General features: G+C 45.5%; 15 protein-coding genes. 6 read left to right on the top strand and 9 right to left on the bottom strand.

Annotated elements, in window-relative coordinates; genetic code table 11:
• Window positions 1–190 precede the first annotated feature (190 nt).
• On the bottom strand, window positions 191–1,534 hold the full coding sequence (locus tag FR741_RS08350) for a sodium/glutamate symporter (RefSeq protein WP_167427101.1): 1,344 nt from the start codon (window positions 1,532–1,534) through the stop codon (window positions 191–193).
• A gap of 575 nt (window positions 1,535–2,109) precedes the next feature.
• The gene (locus FR741_RS08345) at window positions 2,110–2,796 is read right to left on the bottom strand and encodes a DNA-3-methyladenine glycosylase I (protein ID WP_065646753.1); all 687 of its coding nucleotides are present in this window, start codon (window positions 2,794–2,796) and stop codon (window positions 2,110–2,112) included.
• A gap of 86 nt (window positions 2,797–2,882) precedes the next feature.
• Between FR741_RS08345 and FR741_RS08340 the strand changes: the two genes are divergently transcribed.
• Entirely contained in the window at window positions 2,883–3,077 is a 195-nt protein-coding gene (locus FR741_RS08340; RefSeq protein ID WP_005394200.1) for a hypothetical protein, read from the top strand.
• A gap of 98 nt (window positions 3,078–3,175) precedes the next feature.
• On the opposite strand, the gene FR741_RS08335 is transcribed toward FR741_RS08340, so the two are convergent.
• The 3 genes from FR741_RS08335 to FR741_RS08325 all read right to left on the bottom strand — a co-directional run bounded on the left by FR741_RS08335 (window position 3,176) and on the right by FR741_RS08325 (window position 8,635).
• Window positions 3,176–5,986 (bottom strand): Hsp70 family protein, encoded by a 2,811-nt coding sequence (locus FR741_RS08335; protein ID WP_167426609.1) that lies wholly within the window; start codon window positions 5,984–5,986, stop codon window positions 3,176–3,178.
• Between the two features lie 61 nt (window positions 5,987–6,047).
• Window positions 6,048–8,003 carry an Hsp70 family protein gene (locus FR741_RS08330; RefSeq protein ID WP_167426608.1) on the bottom strand — a complete coding sequence of 652 codons (1,956 nt, stop codon included), beginning with the start codon at window positions 8,001–8,003 and terminating at the stop codon, window positions 6,048–6,050.
• A complete protein-coding gene (locus FR741_RS08325) occupies window positions 8,003–8,635 on the bottom strand; it encodes a DUF2760 domain-containing protein (protein WP_167426607.1) in 633 nt (210 codons plus the stop codon). The genes FR741_RS08330 and FR741_RS08325 overlap by 1 nt, the downstream gene beginning before the upstream one ends.
• A gap of 289 nt (window positions 8,636–8,924) precedes the next feature.
• On the opposite strand from FR741_RS08325, the gene FR741_RS08320 reads away from it, so the two are divergent.
• Both FR741_RS08320 and FR741_RS08315 read left to right on the top strand, forming a co-directional pair.
• The gene (locus FR741_RS08320; protein WP_167426606.1) at window positions 8,925–10,466 is read left to right on the top strand and encodes a sensor domain-containing diguanylate cyclase; all 1,542 of its coding nucleotides are present in this window, start codon (window positions 8,925–8,927) and stop codon (window positions 10,464–10,466) included.
• 83 nt (window positions 10,467–10,549) lie between these two features.
• Complete coding sequence (locus FR741_RS08315) at window positions 10,550–11,080, top strand: 3'-5' exonuclease (protein ID WP_167426605.1); 531 nt, start codon at window positions 10,550–10,552, stop codon at window positions 11,078–11,080.
• 252 nt (window positions 11,081–11,332) lie between these two features.
• Here FR741_RS08315 and FR741_RS08310 read toward each other — a convergent pair whose 3' ends face one another.
• From FR741_RS08310 to FR741_RS08300, 3 genes are all read right to left on the bottom strand, one after another.
• Window positions 11,333–11,773: a tellurite resistance TerB family protein gene (locus tag FR741_RS08310; RefSeq protein ID WP_167426604.1), complete on the bottom strand. Its 441-nt coding sequence runs from the start codon at window positions 11,771–11,773 to the stop codon at window positions 11,333–11,335.
• Between the two features lie 190 nt (window positions 11,774–11,963).
• Window positions 11,964–13,904: an alkaline phosphatase D family protein gene (locus tag FR741_RS08305; RefSeq protein ID WP_167426603.1), complete on the bottom strand. Its 1,941-nt coding sequence runs from the start codon at window positions 13,902–13,904 to the stop codon at window positions 11,964–11,966.
• A 9-nt stretch (window positions 13,905–13,913) separates the two neighbouring features.
• The gene (locus FR741_RS08300; RefSeq protein WP_167426602.1) at window positions 13,914–14,261 is read right to left on the bottom strand and encodes a VC1380 family protein; all 348 of its coding nucleotides are present in this window, start codon (window positions 14,259–14,261) and stop codon (window positions 13,914–13,916) included.
• 237 nt (window positions 14,262–14,498) lie between these two features.
• Between FR741_RS08300 and FR741_RS08295 the strand changes: the two genes are divergently transcribed.
• Together FR741_RS08295 and FR741_RS08290 are read left to right on the top strand one after the other, a co-directional pair.
• Window positions 14,499–15,803 carry a MipA/OmpV family protein gene (locus FR741_RS08295; protein ID WP_167426601.1) on the top strand — a complete coding sequence of 435 codons (1,305 nt, stop codon included), beginning with the start codon at window positions 14,499–14,501 and terminating at the stop codon, window positions 15,801–15,803.
• Between the two features lie 62 nt (window positions 15,804–15,865).
• The gene (locus FR741_RS08290) at window positions 15,866–16,285 is read left to right on the top strand and encodes a hypothetical protein (RefSeq protein ID WP_225311865.1); all 420 of its coding nucleotides are present in this window, start codon (window positions 15,866–15,868) and stop codon (window positions 16,283–16,285) included.
• Window positions 16,286–16,359: 74 nt separating this feature from the next.
• On the opposite strand, the gene FR741_RS08285 is transcribed toward FR741_RS08290, so the two are convergent.
• Complete coding sequence (locus tag FR741_RS08285; RefSeq protein WP_167426600.1) at window positions 16,360–16,944, bottom strand: FMN-dependent NADH-azoreductase; 585 nt, start codon at window positions 16,942–16,944, stop codon at window positions 16,360–16,362.
• A gap of 185 nt (window positions 16,945–17,129) precedes the next feature.
• Between FR741_RS08285 and hrpA the strand changes: the two genes are divergently transcribed.
• Window positions 17,130–21,116 carry an ATP-dependent RNA helicase HrpA gene (hrpA, locus tag FR741_RS08280; protein WP_174856096.1) on the top strand — a complete coding sequence of 1,329 codons (3,987 nt, stop codon included), beginning with the start codon at window positions 17,130–17,132 and terminating at the stop codon, window positions 21,114–21,116.
• The last annotated feature ends 132 nt before the right edge of the window (window positions 21,117–21,248 follow it).

Here is a 21,248-nt window from a genome sequence, read left to right as displayed (position 1 = left end):
TAGTTTGGCGGCTATTTTGATATAAAAATGCGTAGGTCAAGTATTAAAAAAGGATGGGAAGGGGTGACCAAGCTTGCAGATCTTAAATATAAAACAAGTTGCTTATCTGTTGCATGCTGGTGGGAGGCGGCTATCGAATAAGGGGAGAGAGTTAAATTCGGGAGGATAAAATACCTCCCGAAATGAGCAATTAAGACTCGTTTGCGACGGCTTGACCGCTGCGCTTAAACACAAATCGCCAAATAAATAAGACAACGGCAATATAGGTTAGACCAACACCTAAAGCTTGCCAGTGCATGCCGTTATACATTGCGATTGGCATAAGCGAGATGATGAAAATGTCCGTAATTGAGCCTGGAACATAAGCGATAGCATAGTCGTCTAACACTTTACTGCGCATTTTGGGGTCGACAATGCGTAATAACGCGATACCCATAGCGACTGTACCTGTTAACCATCCCCAAGAGAAAATGCCTTTCTCAAACCAGTCATCTCCCATGATGCGAGGTGCAACCCAAAAGATAAGCCATAGCGTGAACGCGATACCACCAATTGCGAGCACTACCATTGGCATTAAATACTGCGCTAGAACCGTGATCTTAATCGCTGAGATACCAAAGATGATCAGGTAATCCGTACTAATACCCGCTGCGTGTTTGAATGCGCCGTCACATAGGTAATGAGATGCCTTGGTTTGCTTAGCGATAATTCGAACTAACATACCGCCCAGAAAGCCAGTAACGAAAGTCGGAATTTGTACCTTATCGTGGAAAGAAGATAAGTAGTTGGCTGCTACATAAGAGAAAGCGGTTACCACTACAACCAGCGCCGCGTGAATCGCGAAAGAATCGACTGACAATGATGACATCGTATCTTTCATCACAGGTTCTTGATCGTCAGGTTTCACTAAGCCTTTGCGCTCGTGTTCGTCCATGCTGTCGAATGTCGTAAAGCTACGAATCCAGCCCATTTTCAACGCAAACTGAAGCATTAACATGCCCACCGAGATTGAAATAAAGATCCCAACCGTGGCGAACGTTAAACCAAGTGTAAAACCATCTTCCCAGCCAAGGCCTGTGAAGATTTCACCGACTACAGATGCTGAACCATGTCCGCCCATGAATCCAGCGGACATGGTCACGCCAAATCCAGGATTAATGTCAGGCCAAAAGAAGGTGGTAAGTACTAAACCAAACATTGCTGCAAACAGCCATTGCGACAAGGATGCAATTTGGTTAAACGCCCACAATGAGCCTGCTCGTTGAGCAACCACTTTTGGTGACGGGACATCTGTTGCTAAACCCAACGCAGAAAAAAGTGCAGCAGTTAAGAGGCTTGCGTTTGCGGTAAAGGTATCTGTCCAAGGTAATACGTTAAGCAGAGCTGGGCCAAAAATAAGACCAAATAACCCAGCCAATACAGCAGATGGAATGTACATGCGTTGTAGTAAAGGCATATGTACACGAATTACTTTTGCTGCAATTAATAGTAAGCCAGCGATGGCTAAGTCAGTCAGCATTAGACCTTTTGGCATTTCTTGTCCTCCAGTAAATGCGTTCAAGGGGCTCATCCTTTTAACCAGCCTTGATGTAATAAATAACTTCCAGCACAAAACCACGAAAATAGTCACTCATGTGACATCGCGTCATGGTTGTTCTAGTCAGCACTCTATTGCGCTGTCGAATTTGTATTAACGGATCTGTTGATCCTTAAATCTATAAAGTGAGTGCAATTGTTGTGAGTGCTCACGAAGTGTTGAGAAATTTGAATAAATTCCTCGATCAAGTTTCTGATAGTTCACTCAGGAAGGGCGTGTATCCTAGTCAGTTTGTCAGCGCAATGCAATTGAGCGTCATCAATATTTAGTGCCTAAAAACTGTGCACTTGTAATTAAATGTTTGATAAATAAAAATATTGAACAAGAAAAATAATTTGTCGATATGATAACTTTTTGTGATTTGAAGGGGGATTTTGCCACTTTAAGGAGGTTTTTTGTGGAGGAATCGAGAAAGTAGTAATATCAGTAAGAGCTAAAGTAGAGTGATTCGCGCAAATATCATGCGTTATAGGGGGGCCGGAATTTCGCCCCCAGAACTACAAAGTGCTTGTTTAAATTCGGTTGTCACCAGTACTAAACGCGATAATTTGACTGATTTCGGTCAAGCTTCTTCCACTTTCTTGCTGCCACTGAATAAAGGCTTTATTAGCAGAGTCCAAGGACTTTTTCGTGTCTTTGCCGCCTTCAATGATCTTGCAGTTGCGTAAATAAGCTTCGACATCGTTAGACAGAATAAAAGTGTCCACGCCCATTTGGCGTAAAGTGTAAGGGCCTGTATTTCCACCCAAACGACTACCATGCTTCTTCAAGTAGCCCCATAGTTCCGTGATCTTTTCCCGAGGCCATTCAGCAATCATGTTACTGAACGAGCCATATTCGATTCTTGCTTCATGGATCATGCGAGCGTTGGCCGGAATCGACATGACTTTAGTGAGGTGGCGAATGATGCGTTTGTCGGTCGCTTTGGTTTCCCATTGCTCGTCTGACAGCATCAACAACGGCTCAATCTTAAATCCGAAGAACACTTCTTCGAAGTTCGGCCACTTGTTGCGAACCACGCTCCACGAAATCCCACTTTGGAACACCTTCATCGAAAAAGCGGCGAGCCAACGGTCATCGGGAATCGCTGCTAATTCCTCTTTACTTAATGGGTGAGACAATAGCGCTTCAAGCTGATCTTTTCCGCCTTTTCGCTTAGCAGCACGTTGATAAATCGCGTCAAATTTTTCGATACTCATAAAAGAAGTTAGTCCTAGTTTATGTCGATATTTGCGAAACATACTACGCTTAAGTGGCTGAATCGTAAATTGATGGAGTGTCACAAATGAAGAAGGTCACATTAACGTTTGTCGGGGAAGGTTCGGAGCGTATCGCGGATAAATTTTATACTTGGCTGGCTGATGGCGGATTAGAAGACAGCTTAATTGAAACTCTATCGGACAGAGAAGTGTCGGTGGTCGGTATTAGCGATATGGATAACGAAACGCGCGATGTAGTGATTACGACAGAAATGAATTAGCGCGTTGTACACGATAAAAACCAAAAGAATGCGATACAACAAAGCCCTTCGTCGGAAGGGCTTTGTACGTCTAACTCGTCTTCTTGTGTAGAGTGGATTTAATGATGAACCAGCGTTAAACCGCTTGGTAAAGCATCACCGAAGACGCGTTTTGATTCGCTTTCTGAAAGCTCTTTCACTTCTTTAACTAGTGATACCCAAGATTCGGGCACTTTACTTTGTTTCAGCTTCGTTAGAACTTGCTCTCGGTAATCGTCAGAAATATCAAACAGGCGGTCCCCCGTCTTACGACAAATCATTACGGCTGCGAAAGCGATCATTGGCTCTTTCTGCCAGTTCTGCTCTAACAACTTAGGCAACCACTGTTCTGCTTGTTCACGAGGAATGACGTTGTGCTGGCTGCCATAAAGTGGTGTGCGAGAAGCCAAACGTCCCATCGCCCACCAGTGCGCTTGTTCAAACTGGTTTTTGTTGATCGCTTTACTCAAGAACCACGTTGCCAAAAGAACTTTATCTTCCACTTCTAGATGCTCTAGAGAGGCTGAAAGACGCACCATGGATTCGTAACCCATGTCTTGTGCCGCTTTGGCGGATTGTGGGTTTTTCATCGCCCCGGGATGCAGATATTTTGCGATGTCTGCCAAAATGGTTTCTTGTTGTTCTTGGCTTAGACCGCCCGCGATACGTCGCCAGAATACCCACCAGTCTGTCCAGCCTTGATGGTTTTTGAACTGAATATTTTGTTGATACAGTCCCCAAACTTGCTCAATACGCCAAGAGTCTGTTGGATCGCCAAAGCCCGGACGCAGTGCAAAGCCAGCCAAACGAAGCCAGTTTTTCTCATGTTGTTCAGAGCGACGACGACGCTTACGACCTTGTGCAAAAGTATCGAAAAGTTGACGGAGTGTGGTGAAGTCCCATTCGTCACGTTTGCCGAGCTTCTTCTCAAGATCTTTGGCTAAGGTTTTGATCTCTTTGCCTTCTGCGCTTTTCTTATTACCGCTGTAAAGGCGAGCGATCAGCTCCTTACATTCGTTCAGTTTAGGGTGAAGCTTAACTTGTTCACTGTCGTCGGTTTGCTTGTTACGGACTTCGAATTCCAGCTCCCAACGTTTGTTGTCGTCTTCTGCGCTGACACATTCCATCTTAAGTGTGCCGACTTCAGTCAACTGACACGCCAGTTGTACTTCTACGCGCTCTTTCTGGTTGGCTTGCAGTTCGGCACCTTCACCTTCAAGGGTGGTGATGTAAGGCGGTAGCGGAGCAAACAAGTCTGGGTCAACATCAACCATCACGCCATTTTGAATGGCGGTGTTATTGGTTAAGGTATCGTGGGTAGAAGTCAGCAGGTTAAAGCGGACTGGCTCTCCAAGAGTGAGCGAGAAACGACGACCGCTTAAACGGATCTCATGGCCTTCTTCTGTTCCTTTTGCAAGTAAACAGAGGGCTTTACCCATTTTGTTTTTTTCTTGAAGATGCAAGAAGTAAGAACGCGCTGCACCACCACCAATTTTAAGCTGCGCACCACGACGTGCTTTACCAAACGCAACAGCACCCAGTGCAACAGACCAATCTGGATGTGGGTTATCTAATACCGTAACTGGTGCACCGCGCCAGTCAGAAAGTAGGGCGGTGACACGTTCAGTCACCAGATCACTGTTAAACACGCCTCCGTTCAACAACACGCCAACTGGAATCGCGTTTTGTTTATCGTCTTCAATGCCAAGAGCGGCACGAGCGACTTGCTGGTGCTGAGTTAAGAACTCGGCAACGTGCTTGCTCACCGCTGGGTCAGCAACGTATGGAAGGCCAAACTCGACAACCGCGCTACGACGTTTGTCTGGTACGTCACTGAAATCAGAAAGCGGGAAGAAGCCATCTAATGCGATTTGGTGCACTTCTTGTTTGCTTAGAGCAATACTCTTTGTGCCCCCAAGTAGCTTAGAGCCGCTACCTAACATGGTGATCTTCACTTCGTCAGGTGCGCTCGCTGAAAGCAGGTTCTCTTTCGCTTTACGTGTTTGCTGAATTAGCTTTGTTAGGCTTGCTGCAGTGAGCTTCTTACTTTGATTGAAGCGGCTTTCTGCAAGGTGTGCTAATGCTAAGTCGAGGTTATCACCACCCAGCATCAAGTGTTCGCCAACGCCAATACGATCAAGGGCTAGCTCATCTTGAGAAGAGAAACTTGCTTCAATCAAACTTAAGTCGGTGGTACCACCGCCCACATCGCACACCAGAATCAGCGGTAACTCTTTGAGCTCATCAGCTGCGGTTTTCTGATGGCGTGCGTACCAGTCGTAACATACGGCTTGTGGCTCTTCGAGCAGGACGATTTTCTTTAAACCTGCCAACTCTGCGGCTTCAAGCGTGAGCTTACGAGCGGTTTCATCGAACGATGCTGGAACGGTCACAACCACATCTTGGTCTTCTAGCTTGTTACTAGGATGACGGTAGTTCCATGCTTGACGAATGTGGTTAAGGTAGCTTGCGCTGGCAATGACGGGCGAGACTTTATCTACGCCTTGCGCGCCAGCCCAAGGGAGAATGTCTGAGCTACGATCTACCGCTTGGTGCGATAGCCAGCTTTTTGCACTGGATACCTGACGTCCTTCCACCTTCGCGCCTAATTCACGAGCCCATTCACCAACGATGACATTGTTAATGTCGCCAGCAACAGGTTCGTTGTCCCAAGGAAGAGTGAGGTCAGAAGGGGAGATTTGACCTACAGCTGGATGATAGCGGAAAGAGGGCAGAAGTGGTTTACGAACGACTTCGCCCGGACCAATCAGTTGGTCGATGTCAAATAGGGATACTTCGGATTGTTCAAGGTTGTCGGTGATTTCACAGTAGGCCACCACAGTGTTTGTGGTGCCGAGGTCAATACCAACAAGGAAACGAGGAGATGCCATACAAAACCAAACCTTCGTGTATTTAAAAACGGCACCCGATTGGATGCCGTTTGACTTCTAATTATTGTTCTTCGTTTGAGTCACTTTTCGCGTCTTCGCGCACATCGAACTCAACATGCCATTTTTGCCCGTTATCAGCGGCAATGGCTTCTAAGTAAAGCGTACCAAGCTCTGTTACGCGAGAAGCTAGGGTAACTGGAACCACTTCACCTTCACGACGACCTTCAGATACAGGCAGCGTTACTTGGATTTCTGGTAGCTCTTCAAGCTCTTCTGGTGCCCAGTAGTCAAGGTGAGTACCTGCTAGGTCGTCACGACGAACGGTTGAGCCGAAGAATTGGAAGTTAACTGGCTGGCCGATGATCAAACCAAACTCTTGGCTTGGTACGTCAACGCTTGAGCCTTCTTCCATACCAAATGGTGCTACACACAGTGCTTCCATTGGAGGCGCCATGCCCGGAATCGCAGGCATCGCACTTTCGATACCCACGTAGTACGCCGAAGCAATACCGCCGCGGATACGAACGCCTTGACCACGACGCACAGAGCCGTAGTAAGCCGCACCGCTAGCAACTGCAAGGTCTAGATCCACACCTGTTAGGCGTTTCGCCATTTCTGCGTCTGCTTCAATTAGCCATTCGTTGATCGTGTCTTCTAGACGAGTGGCTAGAAGTTTTGATTTCAGCACACCACCGTTGAATAGGATTGCCGTTGGTTTGATGAAGTCAGCCGATTGCGCTGCATCCGCCCCTGGCATACCTGGCATGTTTGCAAATGGGTTGAAATCTTGAGCTTGCGCTGATTCAGCACCGCTTTGCGCGTGTGCTTGCTTAGACAAGAACGCTGCAATGTGACGAGTAATACCCGCATCTTGTGCGTAAGGCAGACCCATTTGCGTTAGTGCGCCACGGTTACGTTGAACAGGGTGGTCCGTAATCGAAACTTGAGGGAAAAAGCCGTCAACCAATGTTTGTTGTACTTCTTCTTGAGTCAGTTCTGTCTTCAACGTTGCTCCAAGCAGTTTAGAACCGCGGCTTGGTACCACGATTGGCACTGACTGCAGCTCGCTGTCGTTCAATAGCGCTTCTTTCGCATCGCGACATGCGTGCGTCATCGCCTGAACTTGCCATGGCTGTAGCTCTTTGCCTTCTTGCGCTAGCTTCATCTTCAAGCGGTACGCAAGTGCAAGGTCCATGTTGTCACCGCCAAGTAGGATGTGTTCACCTACCGCGATGCGGTTCAAAGTTAGGTTGCCGTCGTCTTCAGTTACTTCAACCAAAGAAAGGTCAGTTGTACCACCACCGATATCGACCACAAGCACGATGTCGCCAACTTCAACTTCGTCGCGCCATTTGTCGTTGCTGTTATCAATCCAGTTGTAAAGCGCAGCTTGAGGCTCTTCTAGAAGCGTTAGGTGCACAAAACCAACGTTGCGTGCTGCTTCGGCTGTTAGATCACGAGCAGCAGGATCGAAAGAAGCAGGAACCGTAATAGTTACGTCTTGATCGGCAAGGTTGTGATTTGGGTTCGCGTGATTCCAAGCATCTTTTAAGTGCTCTAGGTAAAGCTCTGTCGCGCGAAGAGGGGATACTTTTTCCACTTCTTCAGGGCTACCTGCTGGCAGGAAGGAATCACGACGATTCACACCTGCATGGCAAAGCCAAGATTTCGCACTTGCAACAAGGCGAATCGGTGTTTTTGAACCTAGGTTACGCGCGATAGCACCAACCAGAGCTTTTGGCTCACTCGACCACGGAAGAACGCGTGATTGCGGGTTCATTTCGTGTTCGTGTGGTTGGTATAGGAAAGAGCCTAATTGGCTACGAGTCTCTACTGTACCCGGCGCAGTCAGCTGCGGGATAGGCATTACTTCTACGCGAGCATCTTCGTCGTGTGTATCAACAAAAGACATGACACAGTGTGTTGTACCTAAGTCGATACCAACACTGAATTTAGGCGTCTGTTGAGTTTCAACAGACGCTTCTTGAGAGTGGTTTTCTTGGTTCATGTGTTCCATTACAGCTCAACCTCGGCTGGAGCAATCACAGATGCATCGTAGTTTTCAGCCAGCTTAGGAAGGTTCATCGATGTTGCCTTCCAGCCTTTGTGCACTAACGTGCCTTGGAATGGCGCGCTACCTGTCACGTTGCCAGTAAGGCGGATTTCTTGTGGGTTGAAGCCTTCTTCAACCGTAATACGAGTTTCTTCGTCTTCGTTGCGAACGTGCGCAAGTGTTACGTAATCGTTCAATACTTTCTGGCCACCAGTATGAATTACGCGAGCTGCTGCGCCTACTTCTTCATCAGAGAATGACGTTAGGTCTTCTTGTAGGAAGTCGATCAGACGAGCTTCTTGCTGCAGGATAGAAAGCAGCTGCATTGCAGAGTCTGTTGATGCTGTTGCAAGTTTCGATTCAACTTCAACCACTTTTTCTACGACCTTCTCAACTTCAACGACTTTTTCTACTTCGACGATCTTCTCAACTGGCTTCTCAACTTCGACGATTTTCTCGACCGGTTTTTCTACGACTTTCTCAACCACTTTTGATTTGCGAGAGACCGCGACTAAAAGAAGCAAAACGCTCGATGCGGTTAGGCCAGCGTGAAGCATATCGAACGTTTGAGGAATTAGGTTCAAATCAATGTTCATGACGTTTTTTCTCTTTCTATTGATTATTGGTGCTCAGTATTGGCTCATATGTGTTCACTAAAACGATCGTCTTTGCGATCTTGCACCAAGTTTAGACATTAAAATGATGACGGATGGTAGCATATTCAAGGCTTAAGGCTGTAATAATTCGTGACTATACCGTACGAACAGCGTGAAAAATCGACGATCGGACCGCCCTGCATAGGTTGTTGCTTGATGTTTGTGCGTTGCTAACGCAGTATTTCAATAGATCCCGAAGTTTAACTTACGGAAGTATCAAAATTACGATATGACACAAAACACCGCTCACAAGAGCGTTATCAAACGACATTCAGACTCTATTCTAGCTTTTGCAGCGACGTTGTGTGTCACTGCTGGTGTGGTCGGTGCTGCTTATACGATGCAGCAACGGTATACGCAGACGACGTTTGATACTTTAGCTGACCGACAAGCAGAATCACTGAAAGCGAACGTCGAAAATGATTTAAAGTTCATTGGTGCAGGTGCAAACTTTTTTCATTCTATTGAACGCACCTATTGGTCTTCGTTCCCAATGTATGCGGAACAAGTAATCAATAGCTCGCGAAGTCTAATCGGACTTCAATGGATGCAAAAGGTCGAATTCGAAGACCTTGATGAGCATATTTTAAAGACCCGTCAAACATTTCCTGATTTCCAACCGTTTACCGTTCCTAAAGATGGCCCCAAAACCTACGGGTACATTTTTGAACACAAAGAGCCAATTTTTATCGCATCGGATATTTATCCAAGAACACCAGAAAACCTTTCTCTATTAGGTTTCTATTTTTCACGTAAACGCTTCGATCTCATCTTGGATGATATATCCACAAATGGGCGAGCGAATGTCTCGGATAAAGTTCGCTTACTGCAAGATGGGTATGACAAGTCCATTCCTAAAACTGGGCTGCTAGTGTTCCATCCAGTGTTTGACTTCGAGAACAAACATTTATTAGGTGTAGTGACAGGGGTGATTCGAAGTACGGTTTACTTTGAGGATTTGATCACGAAAACCGCGACCGAGCTAGATATGTCGGTGCGCGTAGAAGATTTAGGCTTTGACGCAGCAGATGACCCCGTTCTCTTCCAAAGTTCAAACTGGGACAACATTCGAGGAACGGTTATAAGCCGTACCATTCAACTGCCTAATCGTGAGTGGCGGATTGATTTTAAACTTTCTGATGCCGTCTCTGCTTGGGAGCGTTCTATTTTAGCGGGCACGACATTAGCCGGGTTGGTAATCGCCTTTTTGATTAGTTGGATTGTGAATTTACAGTCACGAGAAAAAGAGCGCTTGGCGGTCATGTTAGAGCTTAAAACCGTCGAATTAAAAAGGATGGCTGAGCGTGACCCTCTAACTCAGTTACTCAATCGCCGAGCGTTTAACGATCACTTGCTTAGCCAGATAAATAAAGGTGTTAGCTTCGCATTGGTTGGTTTTGATATCGACCACTTCAAAGTTATCAATGACAAGCATGGTCATTTAGGGGGAGATGAAGCATTGCAGCATGTGACTAAGCTAGTCAGTGCGAATCTAAAACCTGGAGACCGATTTTATCGTGCTGGTGGTGATGAGTTCTGTATTATTTCTAAAGTCATTGATAAAGAAGCACTGGAAGCTTATCTGGAAAAGTTGCGGAGCATCGTGGCAAGTACGGCTTTTGACTATGGCGATGCTTCAATCATTTGCACGTTAAGTATCGGCGCGGCTGTCCATAAAGATGAAGATCCTGAAAGCTTGTATCACAAAATGGATAATCAACTTTATTTGAGTAAAAAAAACGGTCGTAATAATGTGTCGATTGGCGATTAAATGGGCGCGCAAATTCGAGTTTTACACCGTGTTACGGTAGAATCCCACGCTTTAAAATTTTATGTTAGGAATCAAGACAAACTATGAACCATAACCGTATTGTATGCTTCGATTTAGAAATGTGTTGCTGGAACGAAAATGGCGTCGGCAGCACGGGTGAAATTATCGAAGTTGGGTTGGCTGAAATAGATTTGTCTAGAGGCGAGATAGTCAAGCGAGCTCAATACTACGTAAAACCTGAACATGATGAAGTTTCGCTGTTTTGTGCCGAGCTAACAGGTATTACGCCACGTAAAATTGAAAAACAAGGACGCCCATTAGATGAAGTGCTTAAATCCATGGTTAAGAACTTCGGTGGTCGTAACAAGATTTATGCATCATGGGGCCGAGATGACCTCATCCTGCTTGAAGAGTGTAAGCAAAAAGGTATTGAAGCGCCATTTACGGAGTTCATCAACTTAGCGACGCTTTATCGCATTCAAAATCGTCTTAAGGATAAGCGTATTGGTCACCGAGCAGCTCAGGAAGCAAAAGGCATTGATTGGGAAGGGCGCCAACATTCTGGTTATGTGGATGCGTACAATTTAGCTAAGCTTGCTCTGACTATGCTTTAATGGTCCGCTATAGATAGGCAAACTTGTAATCAAATCGTCATTCAACCATTGTTGTTTTGTCATGGAATCTGTTTAGTGTAGAGCTCGTCAAACACATTCATATCTTGACCAGTATTTTAATAACAATGTCGTTGGCTTATCGAAAAAACGCGCGTAATGCGCGTTTTTTTATGGCTATAGAACTCAATCTTCGCCATCATTTCACGGTAGACTTGAAATAGCTTGCGCGACTTACATGTTTACCTTGTTGCCTTACTGAGATTGCAACTTTGCTCGAATGAACTCACTGTGATCAACGTAGAGTAGTTCTGCTGTTTTTCGGATCACAGCATCTTCTAGTGGATCAATTTCGCCATCGGCATAAGCCACTTCCCACATGCTTTTGATTAAGTTGTAGCGCGTTTCTTGAGTCAATTCTCTCAGTTGAGAAGTAAAATCGTACAGAGACGCGGAGTTTTTTATTTTCTGTTGCGCTTGCTCTAACAAAGCATTTGATTCTTCTTCATTTAATGACAGAAGCTTCATCAATAATGAACGCTTTGTTTCTTGCTCTTTATCATCGACGTTATGGTCTGCGCCAGATACTTCACAGAGCAAGCACGCGATAGCCATATTCGGAGAGAGTGTGTTGGTTTGACTTAAATCAGAGCCTTCAATGAGCTGTTTAAATAATGAGGTAAGAGAGTTAAACATATTGAACACCGAGCTATTGTTTATTTGGTTAACATGGTCATAAATACGGTAGATCTCAAGGTGTGGTATCAAATTTAGCACGCCGTTGACAGTCAAGAGCTTTGCTCATCTACCCAAATCCCTCGTACTTTTAAGTTCAGTCAAAAATGACTTGTCTTCAAGAAAGGGCAAGTCATTTTGGGAGCGAGATTTAGCCTTCTGCACGAGTTGGTGGAAAATGTACCTCTTCGCCATCGCTCGTTAGAATGCTAATTTGGCTCGGCTTTCCTTCGTCATCAAGACGCAGCTCACCAATGGCGCTGTGGTTAACTAAGCGATAAAAATTGTGCGAACTTGGTGCGCGTTTGTAGATCTTTAGCCGCTTACGTTTTGTGAACCAGTTTAAAGGCGAACGAGGGCTATATAGAAGCCTATCTAGACCATCACAAATATTGAGCAATTGGGTTGGGAACTGATTTTTAATCCCGCTACAGGTGATTTGATAGATATTCGGACTATTTTTTCGGTAGCGAAGTTTAATGTCGTATGCAAAAGAGTAGTGCACGTCGCCAGAGAGAATAACGAAATTGGTCGGCGTCTTAGTATGTGTAAAAATACTAATAAGCGTATTCGCACTTCCGGGGTGCGCCATCCAGTTTTCAGCATCGACCATTAATGGTTTACCAAGCATCGTTACTACTCGCTGCAGTGCTTCGATAAATTTCACTCCGAACATCGGCGCGGCAGAAACAATGATAACTTTGTCTTGATGAACAAGTTCTTGGTGGAACTCAATCATTGCTTCCCAGTCCATTAACCCAGAGGGCTTGTTCATTTTAGACTCAGAACGCCAGCGTCTGGTTCGCGTATCTAGCACGACAACTTTTGGCGTCGTCGGAATGGTGTAATGCCAATTCTCAAAGCGATACAAATATTGAATAAATGCATCTTGAGTTTGTGAGGAACGCTCGTTGAAAAAGCGTTGAGCGATACTCATAAACTCATCATTGAATTTTTCTGGCGCGTTTCCCCACCCTTGGCAGAGCCAGTAGGCAATCAGGCTGTTGCCTATAATACGTTTTGCAAAGGCGTTGCTGTACGCGGCTTGTTCCCAGCCTATGGTAAGGTTCCAATCGTCGGTGACATCGTGATCATCAAAGATCATGTAGGTTGGAATGTGAGCAAGTAGGCGTTGAACCTTATCTAGACCTGAGACGAATTTATCTATTTGAGCTTTTTCTTCTCGCCATTGCTGTTGCCATTTGGGGTCGAGAGTTGCTCCGCCGACAGTAAACTCATTTTCTAATAAGCGATCTGTCCGAATAAGCTTCCATAAGGTCGGAGACCAAACCAATAAGTACATTGCAAAGCATTCGGCAAAGCTTATTAGATGGTTTTCACACTCTTTGGCGCTGAATATTGGCGTCCCTCTGTGCGGGAAAAACGTACTCAGTAAACTGCCATCATTCACATAATGAGGCAACAATTTGTCCCGACCATAATAACAAGCTGAGTGCTGGTAGAGGGCATTGGTATTTTTTATCGGCGCTTGCTCGAATTCTTCGCCCGGTAAACCGAGTAGGGCAATGACTTGTTCGATGGCGTCCAGAGTAGGGCCTGCAACATGGTCTGCGTAGATTTGGTCACCACTCATGATGAGCATATCTGGTCTTTCTTCGATGGTTTGAGATGCGATTTTATGATCCGCAGCGACCAATGTATCTTTACTGAAGTGGTGGGGATTCCGGCACGAGCCATGCAGAACATAATCTGCTTTTTCGCTGATTAGGAACTCAACGCCCAAATTTGGACAGTTATCTCGTTCATAAGTCAGATGAGGAAGCAGTTCCGTTACGGAGCCGTGTTGCGTTTGTATTTGATAGTGTAACGTTTGATGGGTCGGAAACTCGCTCTTTAATTGCAACAAACAGCACCACGCATTGAGACCGATTTGAAGCTGTTCTTTTTGCTCACTTAAGGGGGCTTGATGAAGGACGGAGGCGTTTTCATCCGTAATTTGCACCATACCCTCCAAGCGTTGGGTGGTGACTAGCCAAATATTGATTTCAGTTGCGGTCACTTTGCGCAAAATCGGACCTGCAACGATAAGAGGAAGTGAAGATGTTTCAGTCGTATTCATCAATGCTGGCAAAACGGCTCCTTATGTGTCAGCTTCTTCTAATATTTCGATAACTTGCGAGCTACTAAGTTCATGTCCCATAAGGAATAAACCTAGCATGGCATCGGCTTTTGACGCGTTATCACTGTCTTCATCCAAAATCTGCTGAAGTCGCGTTCTGATTAGATCTATTTCGTGCTCGACGAAGCCGCGTCCCTCTTCGTCTCCCTGACCATCTTCTGGAGCATTATCAAAGTGCAAAAATAACATGTCACCTTCAAGTTGAGTCCCTATCAACCTTTCAGGCAGCCATGCTTCTCCCATCACAATGTCTGGGTCCGTGTCTGCGGGTAAATGATTCAAGGTAGAGATAAGTTCTGATGCTTTCACTTTTTACTTCATTATGTTTGATTTAGAACTAAGCTAGAATTTTAAGAGCTTGTTACGATAGTAAAAATATTCACAAATAAGCTCATCTAGTCGTGCAATATTAATATAATCTTGGGACTCAAACTGTCACGAGGATGACAACATTTGTCATTGTAACGGCTATCATCAGAAGAACATAAGCTTTAAATGGCAAATCATTGATGTTTGCCTGCTTCTCAACCAACATTTTTCGAACTCATGAAGAGATTAATTCTAACAACCCTCACTTTGCCTTTAGCTGCGATGACTTCTTCTGCGTATGGTGTAGAAGAGCAAACGTGGGGAATTGCAGCGATGTATCGCACCGCATCGATCCCGTTTTATACCGCCGATAATGACTCGACGGTGAGTACATTTGTACCAATGATGTTCTTTGAAAACGAGCATTTGTATATCAATGGCATTGAAGGCGGCGTTTTTCTGTATGACGAGAGTGATTCTGACTGGCGCGCGAGTGCGATCATGCGATTGAGATTTGTTGATATTCCCATGTCGCTACAAAATGCCAATGAAGGGGACAGAGTCGACTTTGGTGGTCAAGTTCGTTATAGCATTAACGACAACTGGCGCGCAGAGTTAGAATTAATGACGGACGATGAACTCCAGTTTCACTCTAATTATCGCCTTGCCGCTAATTATGCGTTTGGTGATTGGGAGTTAGAGCCATCTATCACGATTCGATACAAAGACGCCGACTTCAACAGTGAATATTATGCGTTTAAAGATGTTACTGGGGAAAGAATTGGAGCAGGACTTGACGCCAACATCGGCATCAAAGCGCGTTATCATGTGACTTCCAACTTGTATTTATTGGGGGAAACGAGTGTCACTCGCTTAGATGATAATGCCTACAACAGCCAGCTTGTAGAAGACCGATATCAAGGTGAAGCGTTTGTCGGTTTTGGCTTTTTCAACGATAAAGGCAAAGCTCCGAAATCAGCACTGAGCAATAAACCATACCTACGTATCGCGCATGGTTGGGCGACGCCTTCAAATATTGGTGAAATATTTAGCTTTGAGAGAGAAAAAGACCCATACGACAATCAACTTACTTCATTGTTTTATGGGCACCCGCTAACGGACGAGTTGTTTGGCTTTCCTCTTGATATTTATTTAACGCCAGGTTTGGTTCATCACTGGTCGTCCAGTGTTCAGTCCGCGAGCACAGAATACGTGATGGCGATTAAGGCTTATTATACCGTTAATTGGCCAACGACTTGGCGATTTGGTGTTGCGGAAGGTATGTCATACGTCGACAACATTACCTACATCGAAGGAACCGAAATGGAAGACAAGGGTTATACACCAAGTAAGCTACTGAACTACTTAGACTTCTCGTTTGATGTAAATATAGGTGACTTATTCAACCAAAAAAACTGGGAAAATATGTGGGTGGGTTATTCATTGCATCACCGCTCAGCAATTTTCGAAAGTGCGTCCCAGTTTGGGCGCATTAAAGGCGGGAGCAACTACAATACCATTTACTTCCAGTTCGAGTTTTAGAGCATCGTAAGATGCATATAGGTCGGATTTGCAACTGACTTCTTTATCGCCCATTATGAGTAATGATGAATAATACAATGCTGCTTTCAACGCGAACCTTCGTGTATCGTGCCAAAGTTAAGGCTGTTTGTGATGCATCTGATGAATCGGATGGCATGAGCACCATGAGTATCGACTCCTCATTCAATATTCAAATTGAGGCGATAAACTGTACCAACGATGAATTTGCCAAGCGCTTTTTTGTCGTCCACGGGGAAGGACATTTAGAGGGTGATGAATGGTTAGTGTTGTACGTCAATTCTCTTGAGGTTGACGTTGGAGACGATCTCGAAATTCCGAGTGATGTCGCGTTTGATGCGATGATTGAGAATATGATAAACGAAGCCGAGCAGTCTTTGGAAAAGCTCTATCACGAAGCGCTACACAACTTAGAGAAAGTGAATCGCTCTGGGAGAAATAAGATAATTTCTAAACACGATTAGGGTATTTTGATCGACAAGGGATTGGCGCGAACCAATCCCTTGTTATTTACATTCTTCTATCTAGCTTGGCCAATTTACGCTATCGCTGCAAGTTGGCTCTGCGCTTCAGAAATGCCTTTCGCAGCGAAATCTTCACCCATGTTTAGCGCTTCCGCATAAACAAATTCCACATCAGTGATACCAACGAAACCTAGCACGGTACGCAGGTATGGTGTGACGTTGTCTGTTGGTGAATCTTTATGGATACCACCGCGAGTCGTGATGACAATCGCTTTCTTACCTTCGATCAGGCCTTGAACGCCGTTTTCTGTGTATTTGAATGTCACGCCAGCGCGAGCAATCAAATCAATCCAGTTTTTAAGCTGAGTCGGAATCGTAAAGTTATACATTGGTGCGGCAATAACCAAAGTGTCTGCGGCTTTTACTTCTTCAATAAGGGTATCCGACAGTTCGACAACCTCTTGTTGTTCTTGTGAAAGATCTTCCGTTGCGCGAAGTGCAGTGGCAACGGCGAAGTCCAAAACTGGTAATGGGTTGGCAGCCAAATCACGAACAGTTAGCTTGTCTTGGTCTACATTTTTGATGAAGTCTTCAACCAGTTTGTTTGATTGAGAGTAATCGCCAAGGATGCTTGATTTTAGAGCTAGTACACGAGACATAATGGTTATTCCTTAAATAAGTGCTTTTGACTATGGGAGCCATTATAAGCGAGGCTCGTTGGTTAAAAAGTATAGGGATTTGCTGAACATGTTCGAAAAATTTGAATGTGGTTTCGGTTATCTTGTTGCAGATCTTGTGTGATACAATCCGCGCAGTTTTTGTAATGAAAAGAATAGGAAACGCTTTGACTTCGTCACAGCCCCCAAAAAAGAATCCCGCTGAAGAGCAAGCGACACCGTCAAATGGTGTGCAAAAGGCGACAGCGAAACAAGATAAAGCACCTCAGGCTCAAGTGAATAGCGCGGCGTCTCTACGCAAAGCGTTAAGCCAGTGCATGATGCGTGACCGCTTCCGTTTAAGTAAACGCATTTCTGGTGCGAGCAAAATTAAGAAAGATGCAGCACGTAATGCTGTGTTTGATGAAATTGCACTCGACATTGCTAAATCGATGATGGTTGCGGAACAACGCAGCAACTACAAACCAACGATTGAATACCCAGAAATTCTGCCCGTCAGCCAAAAGCGTGACGACATCGCGAAAGCGATTGAAGAAAACCAAGTGGTTATCGTCGCGGGTGAAACCGGTTCTGGTAAAACCACTCAGCTGCCAAAAATCTGCGCTGAGCTTGGTCGCGGTAAGTTCGGCCTGATTGGTCATACTCAGCCTCGTCGTCTTGCGGCGCGTTCGGTTGCGAACCGTATTGCCGAAGAGATGGAAACCAAACTGGGTGAGTTTGTTGGTTACAAGGTTCGATTCAACGATCAGATCTCTGAAAATACCCAAATCAAATTGATGACGGACGGTATCTTGTTGGCTGAAATTCAGCATGACCGTTTCTTGAATCAATACGACACCATTATTATCGATGAAGCGCACGAGCGCAGCCTTAACATCGATTTCATCTTGGGTTACTTGAAAGAGTTGCTACCACGCCGTCCTGATTTGAAAGTAATTATCACGTCGGCAACCATCGACCCAGAGCGTTTTTCAAAACACTTCAACAATGCACCAATTATTGAAGTGTCAGGTCGTACTTACCCAGTAGAAACCCGTTACCGCCCACTAAGCGGTGATGACGACAATGATCGTGACCAACTTGAAGGCATCTTCGAAGCGGTAGACGAATTGTGCGATGAAGGTTTAGGTGACATCCTGATCTTCATGAACGGTGAGCGTGAAATTCGTGATACCGCAGATGCATTGTCCAAACGTAATCTGAAGAGCACGGAAATTGTGCCGCTTTACGCGCGTTTGTCGGCGGGCGAGCAGAACAAGATTTTCCAACCTCATGCTGGTCGCCGAATTGTACTGGCAACCAACGTGGCAGAAACCTCGCTAACCGTTCCGGGCATCAAGTATGTTATCGACCCGGGCACGGCGCGCATTAGCCGCTACAGTTACCGAACTAAGGTTCAGCGTCTTCCAATCGAGCCGGTTTCTCAGGCGAGTGCGAACCAACGTAAAGGTCGTTGTGGTCGTGTGGAAGAGGGTATCTGTATCCGTCTGTACTCAGAGGAAGATTTTGAGTCGCGCCCAGAGTTTACCGATCCCGAGATCCTGCGTACCAACCTAGCATCGGTTATCTTACAGATGACGGCACTTGGCTTGGGCGACATTCAAGCCTTCCCATTTGTAGAAGCGCCGGACAAACGTAACATCCAAGATGGTGTTCGTTTGCTGGAAGAGCTTGGCGCGATTAATTCTGAGGTAAAAGACCCGAAAAAACGCCTAACTTCCATTGGTCGCCAATTAGCGCGTTTGCCAATCGATCCACGCTTGGCGCGTATGGTTTTGGAAGCGCCAAAATATGGTGCGCTTAAAGAAGTGATGATCATTGCAGCGGCCTTGTCGATTCAAGATCCACGCGAGCGTCCTTCAGACAAACAACAATCATCAGATGATAAGCACCGTCGTTTCTTCCATGAAGAGTCGGACTTCCTGACGTTTGTAAATTTGTGGGAATACATCCAAAAGCAGCAAAAAGCCTTGTCTAGCAACCAGTTCCGCAAGCAATGTAAGCAAGACTATTTGAACTACTTGCGCGTGCGTGAGTGGCAAGATGTGTACTTCCAAATTCACCAGTCGATGCGTGAAATGGAATTCAAACTGAACGATGAGCCTGCGTCTTACCATGGCGTACATAGTGCGATCTTGGTTGGTTTGTTGTCACACATCGGTATGAAAGACCAAGAGAAGAATGAATACCAAGGCGCGCGTAACGCTCGCTTTCATATCTTCCCAGCATCGGGGCTATTCAAGAAGCAACCTAAATGGATCATGTCGGCCGAGCTGGTGGAAACCTCAAAACTTTGGGGTCGCATCATTGCCAAGATTCAGCCGGAGTGGATTGAGCCATTGGCCAAACATCTTATCAAGCGCAGTTACAGCGAACCGCATTGGTCGAAGAAACGCGCGGCGGTGATGGCGCACGAAAAAGTCATGCTTTACGGCGTGCCAATCGTACCGAAACGTTTGGTGAACTACGGCAGTATCGATTCGACCGTTAGCCGAGAAATCTTTATTCGCAGTGCACTGGTTGAAGGTGAGTGGGAAACCAAACACGCGTTCTTTAAGCAAAACCGTAAGCTTCTGCAAGAAGTGGAAGAGCTTGAACACAAATCTCGTCGTCGTGACATCTTGGTGGATGATGATGAGCTGTTTGATTTCTATGACCAACGTGTTGGTACCGAAGTGGTGTCTGGTAAACATTTCGATACGTGGTGGAAAAAAGCATCGAAAGAAGATCCTGAACTGCTGAACTTTGAAAAAGAGATGCTGTTCAAGGGCGATGCTAGTCATGTCACCGACTTGGATTACCCGAACTTCTGGCATCAAAATGGTTTGAAGCTCAAGTTGAGTTACCAATTTGAACCGGGCGACGATAGTGACGGTGTCACAGTGCATTTGCCGTTGCCGATTTTAAACCAAGTTGAACCAGCGGGCTTTGACTGGCAGATCCCAGGTTTACGTCATGAGCTTGTGGTTAGCTTGATTAAATCGCTGCCGAAGACGATTCGTAAGAACTTTGTGCCTGCGCCAAACTATGCCGATGCATTCTTGGCACGCGTCAAGCCAATGGAAGCGCCGCTGCTAGACTCGCTAGAGAAAGAACTGCGCCGCATGACGGGTGTAGAAGTATTGCGTGAAGACTGGAACTTGGAACAGGTGCCTGAGCACTTGAAAGTGACGTTCCGCGCGGTTGATCATCGAAATCGCAAACTGAAGGAACATAAAGACCTTCACGAATTGAAAGAGAGCTTGAAAGACAAAGTTCAAGAAACGCTTTCTAAAGTGGCGGATGACGATATTGAACAGCAAGGTCTGCATACGTGGAGCTTCGGTGAATTGCCGAAAGTGTACCAACAAAAACGTGGTGGCTACGATGTAAAAGCGTATCCTGCACTTGTTGATAGCAAAGACAGCGTTGAAATCAAACTCTACGAAACGGAGTACGAGCAGATAACGGCAATGCGTGCTGGTCAGCGTCGTTTGATTTTGTTGAATGTGCCGTCTCCAATTAAATATTTGCACGCTAACTTACCGAACAAATCGAAGTTGGGTTTGTATTTTAACCCTTACGGCAAAGTGCTTGATCTGATTGATGACTGTATCGCCTGTGGTGTCGATAAGCTTATTGAAGAGCAGGGTGGCTTAGTTTGGGAGCCAGAGAAGTTCGAAGCGTTGAAAGAACACGTTCGTGCTGAACTGGGTGATACCGTCGTAGAGATCGCGAAACAGGTTGAGACTATTCTGACAACGGCGTTCAGCATCAATAAGAAGCTCAAAGGCAAAATCGACTTCACTATGGCGTTTGCTTTGTCCGATATCAAAGCACAAATTGAAGGCTTGATCTTCAAAGGCTTTGCGACGGAATGTGGCTGGAAACGCTTGCCGGATATTCTTCGCTACATGCGTGCGATAGAGCGTCGTATGGAGAAGTTGCCAATCGATCCAAACAAAGATCGTTTACATATGCTGAAGATTGAATCTGTGACTCAAGACTATAAAGAGTTGCTGAACAAGATCCCGAAAGGCGTGGCCATTCCTGAAAACGTAAAAGAAGTGCGTTGGATGATTGAAGAGCTTCGCGTGAGTTACTTTGCTCAACAATTAGGCACTCCTTATCCTGTTTCTGATAAACGAGTCAAAAACGCGATTGATGCTTGCTAATCAACCAGTAAAATAGCGTCAGATTTGCAATTATCGCGTATGAGGTTACTGGTACACTAATTGCTAGTAACTCAATAAGCGTTATTTTTTAGTTCTGGGAGGCAATGGTTCGCCTCCCTTTATTTGTAGTAC

Source organism: Vibrio diabolicus (genome assembly GCF_011801455.1).
Classification (GTDB): domain Bacteria; phylum Pseudomonadota; class Gammaproteobacteria; order Enterobacterales; family Vibrionaceae; genus Vibrio; species Vibrio diabolicus.
The sequence above is the reverse complement of the archived record's forward strand: the minus strand, read 5'-3'. Positions and strand labels throughout refer to the sequence as shown.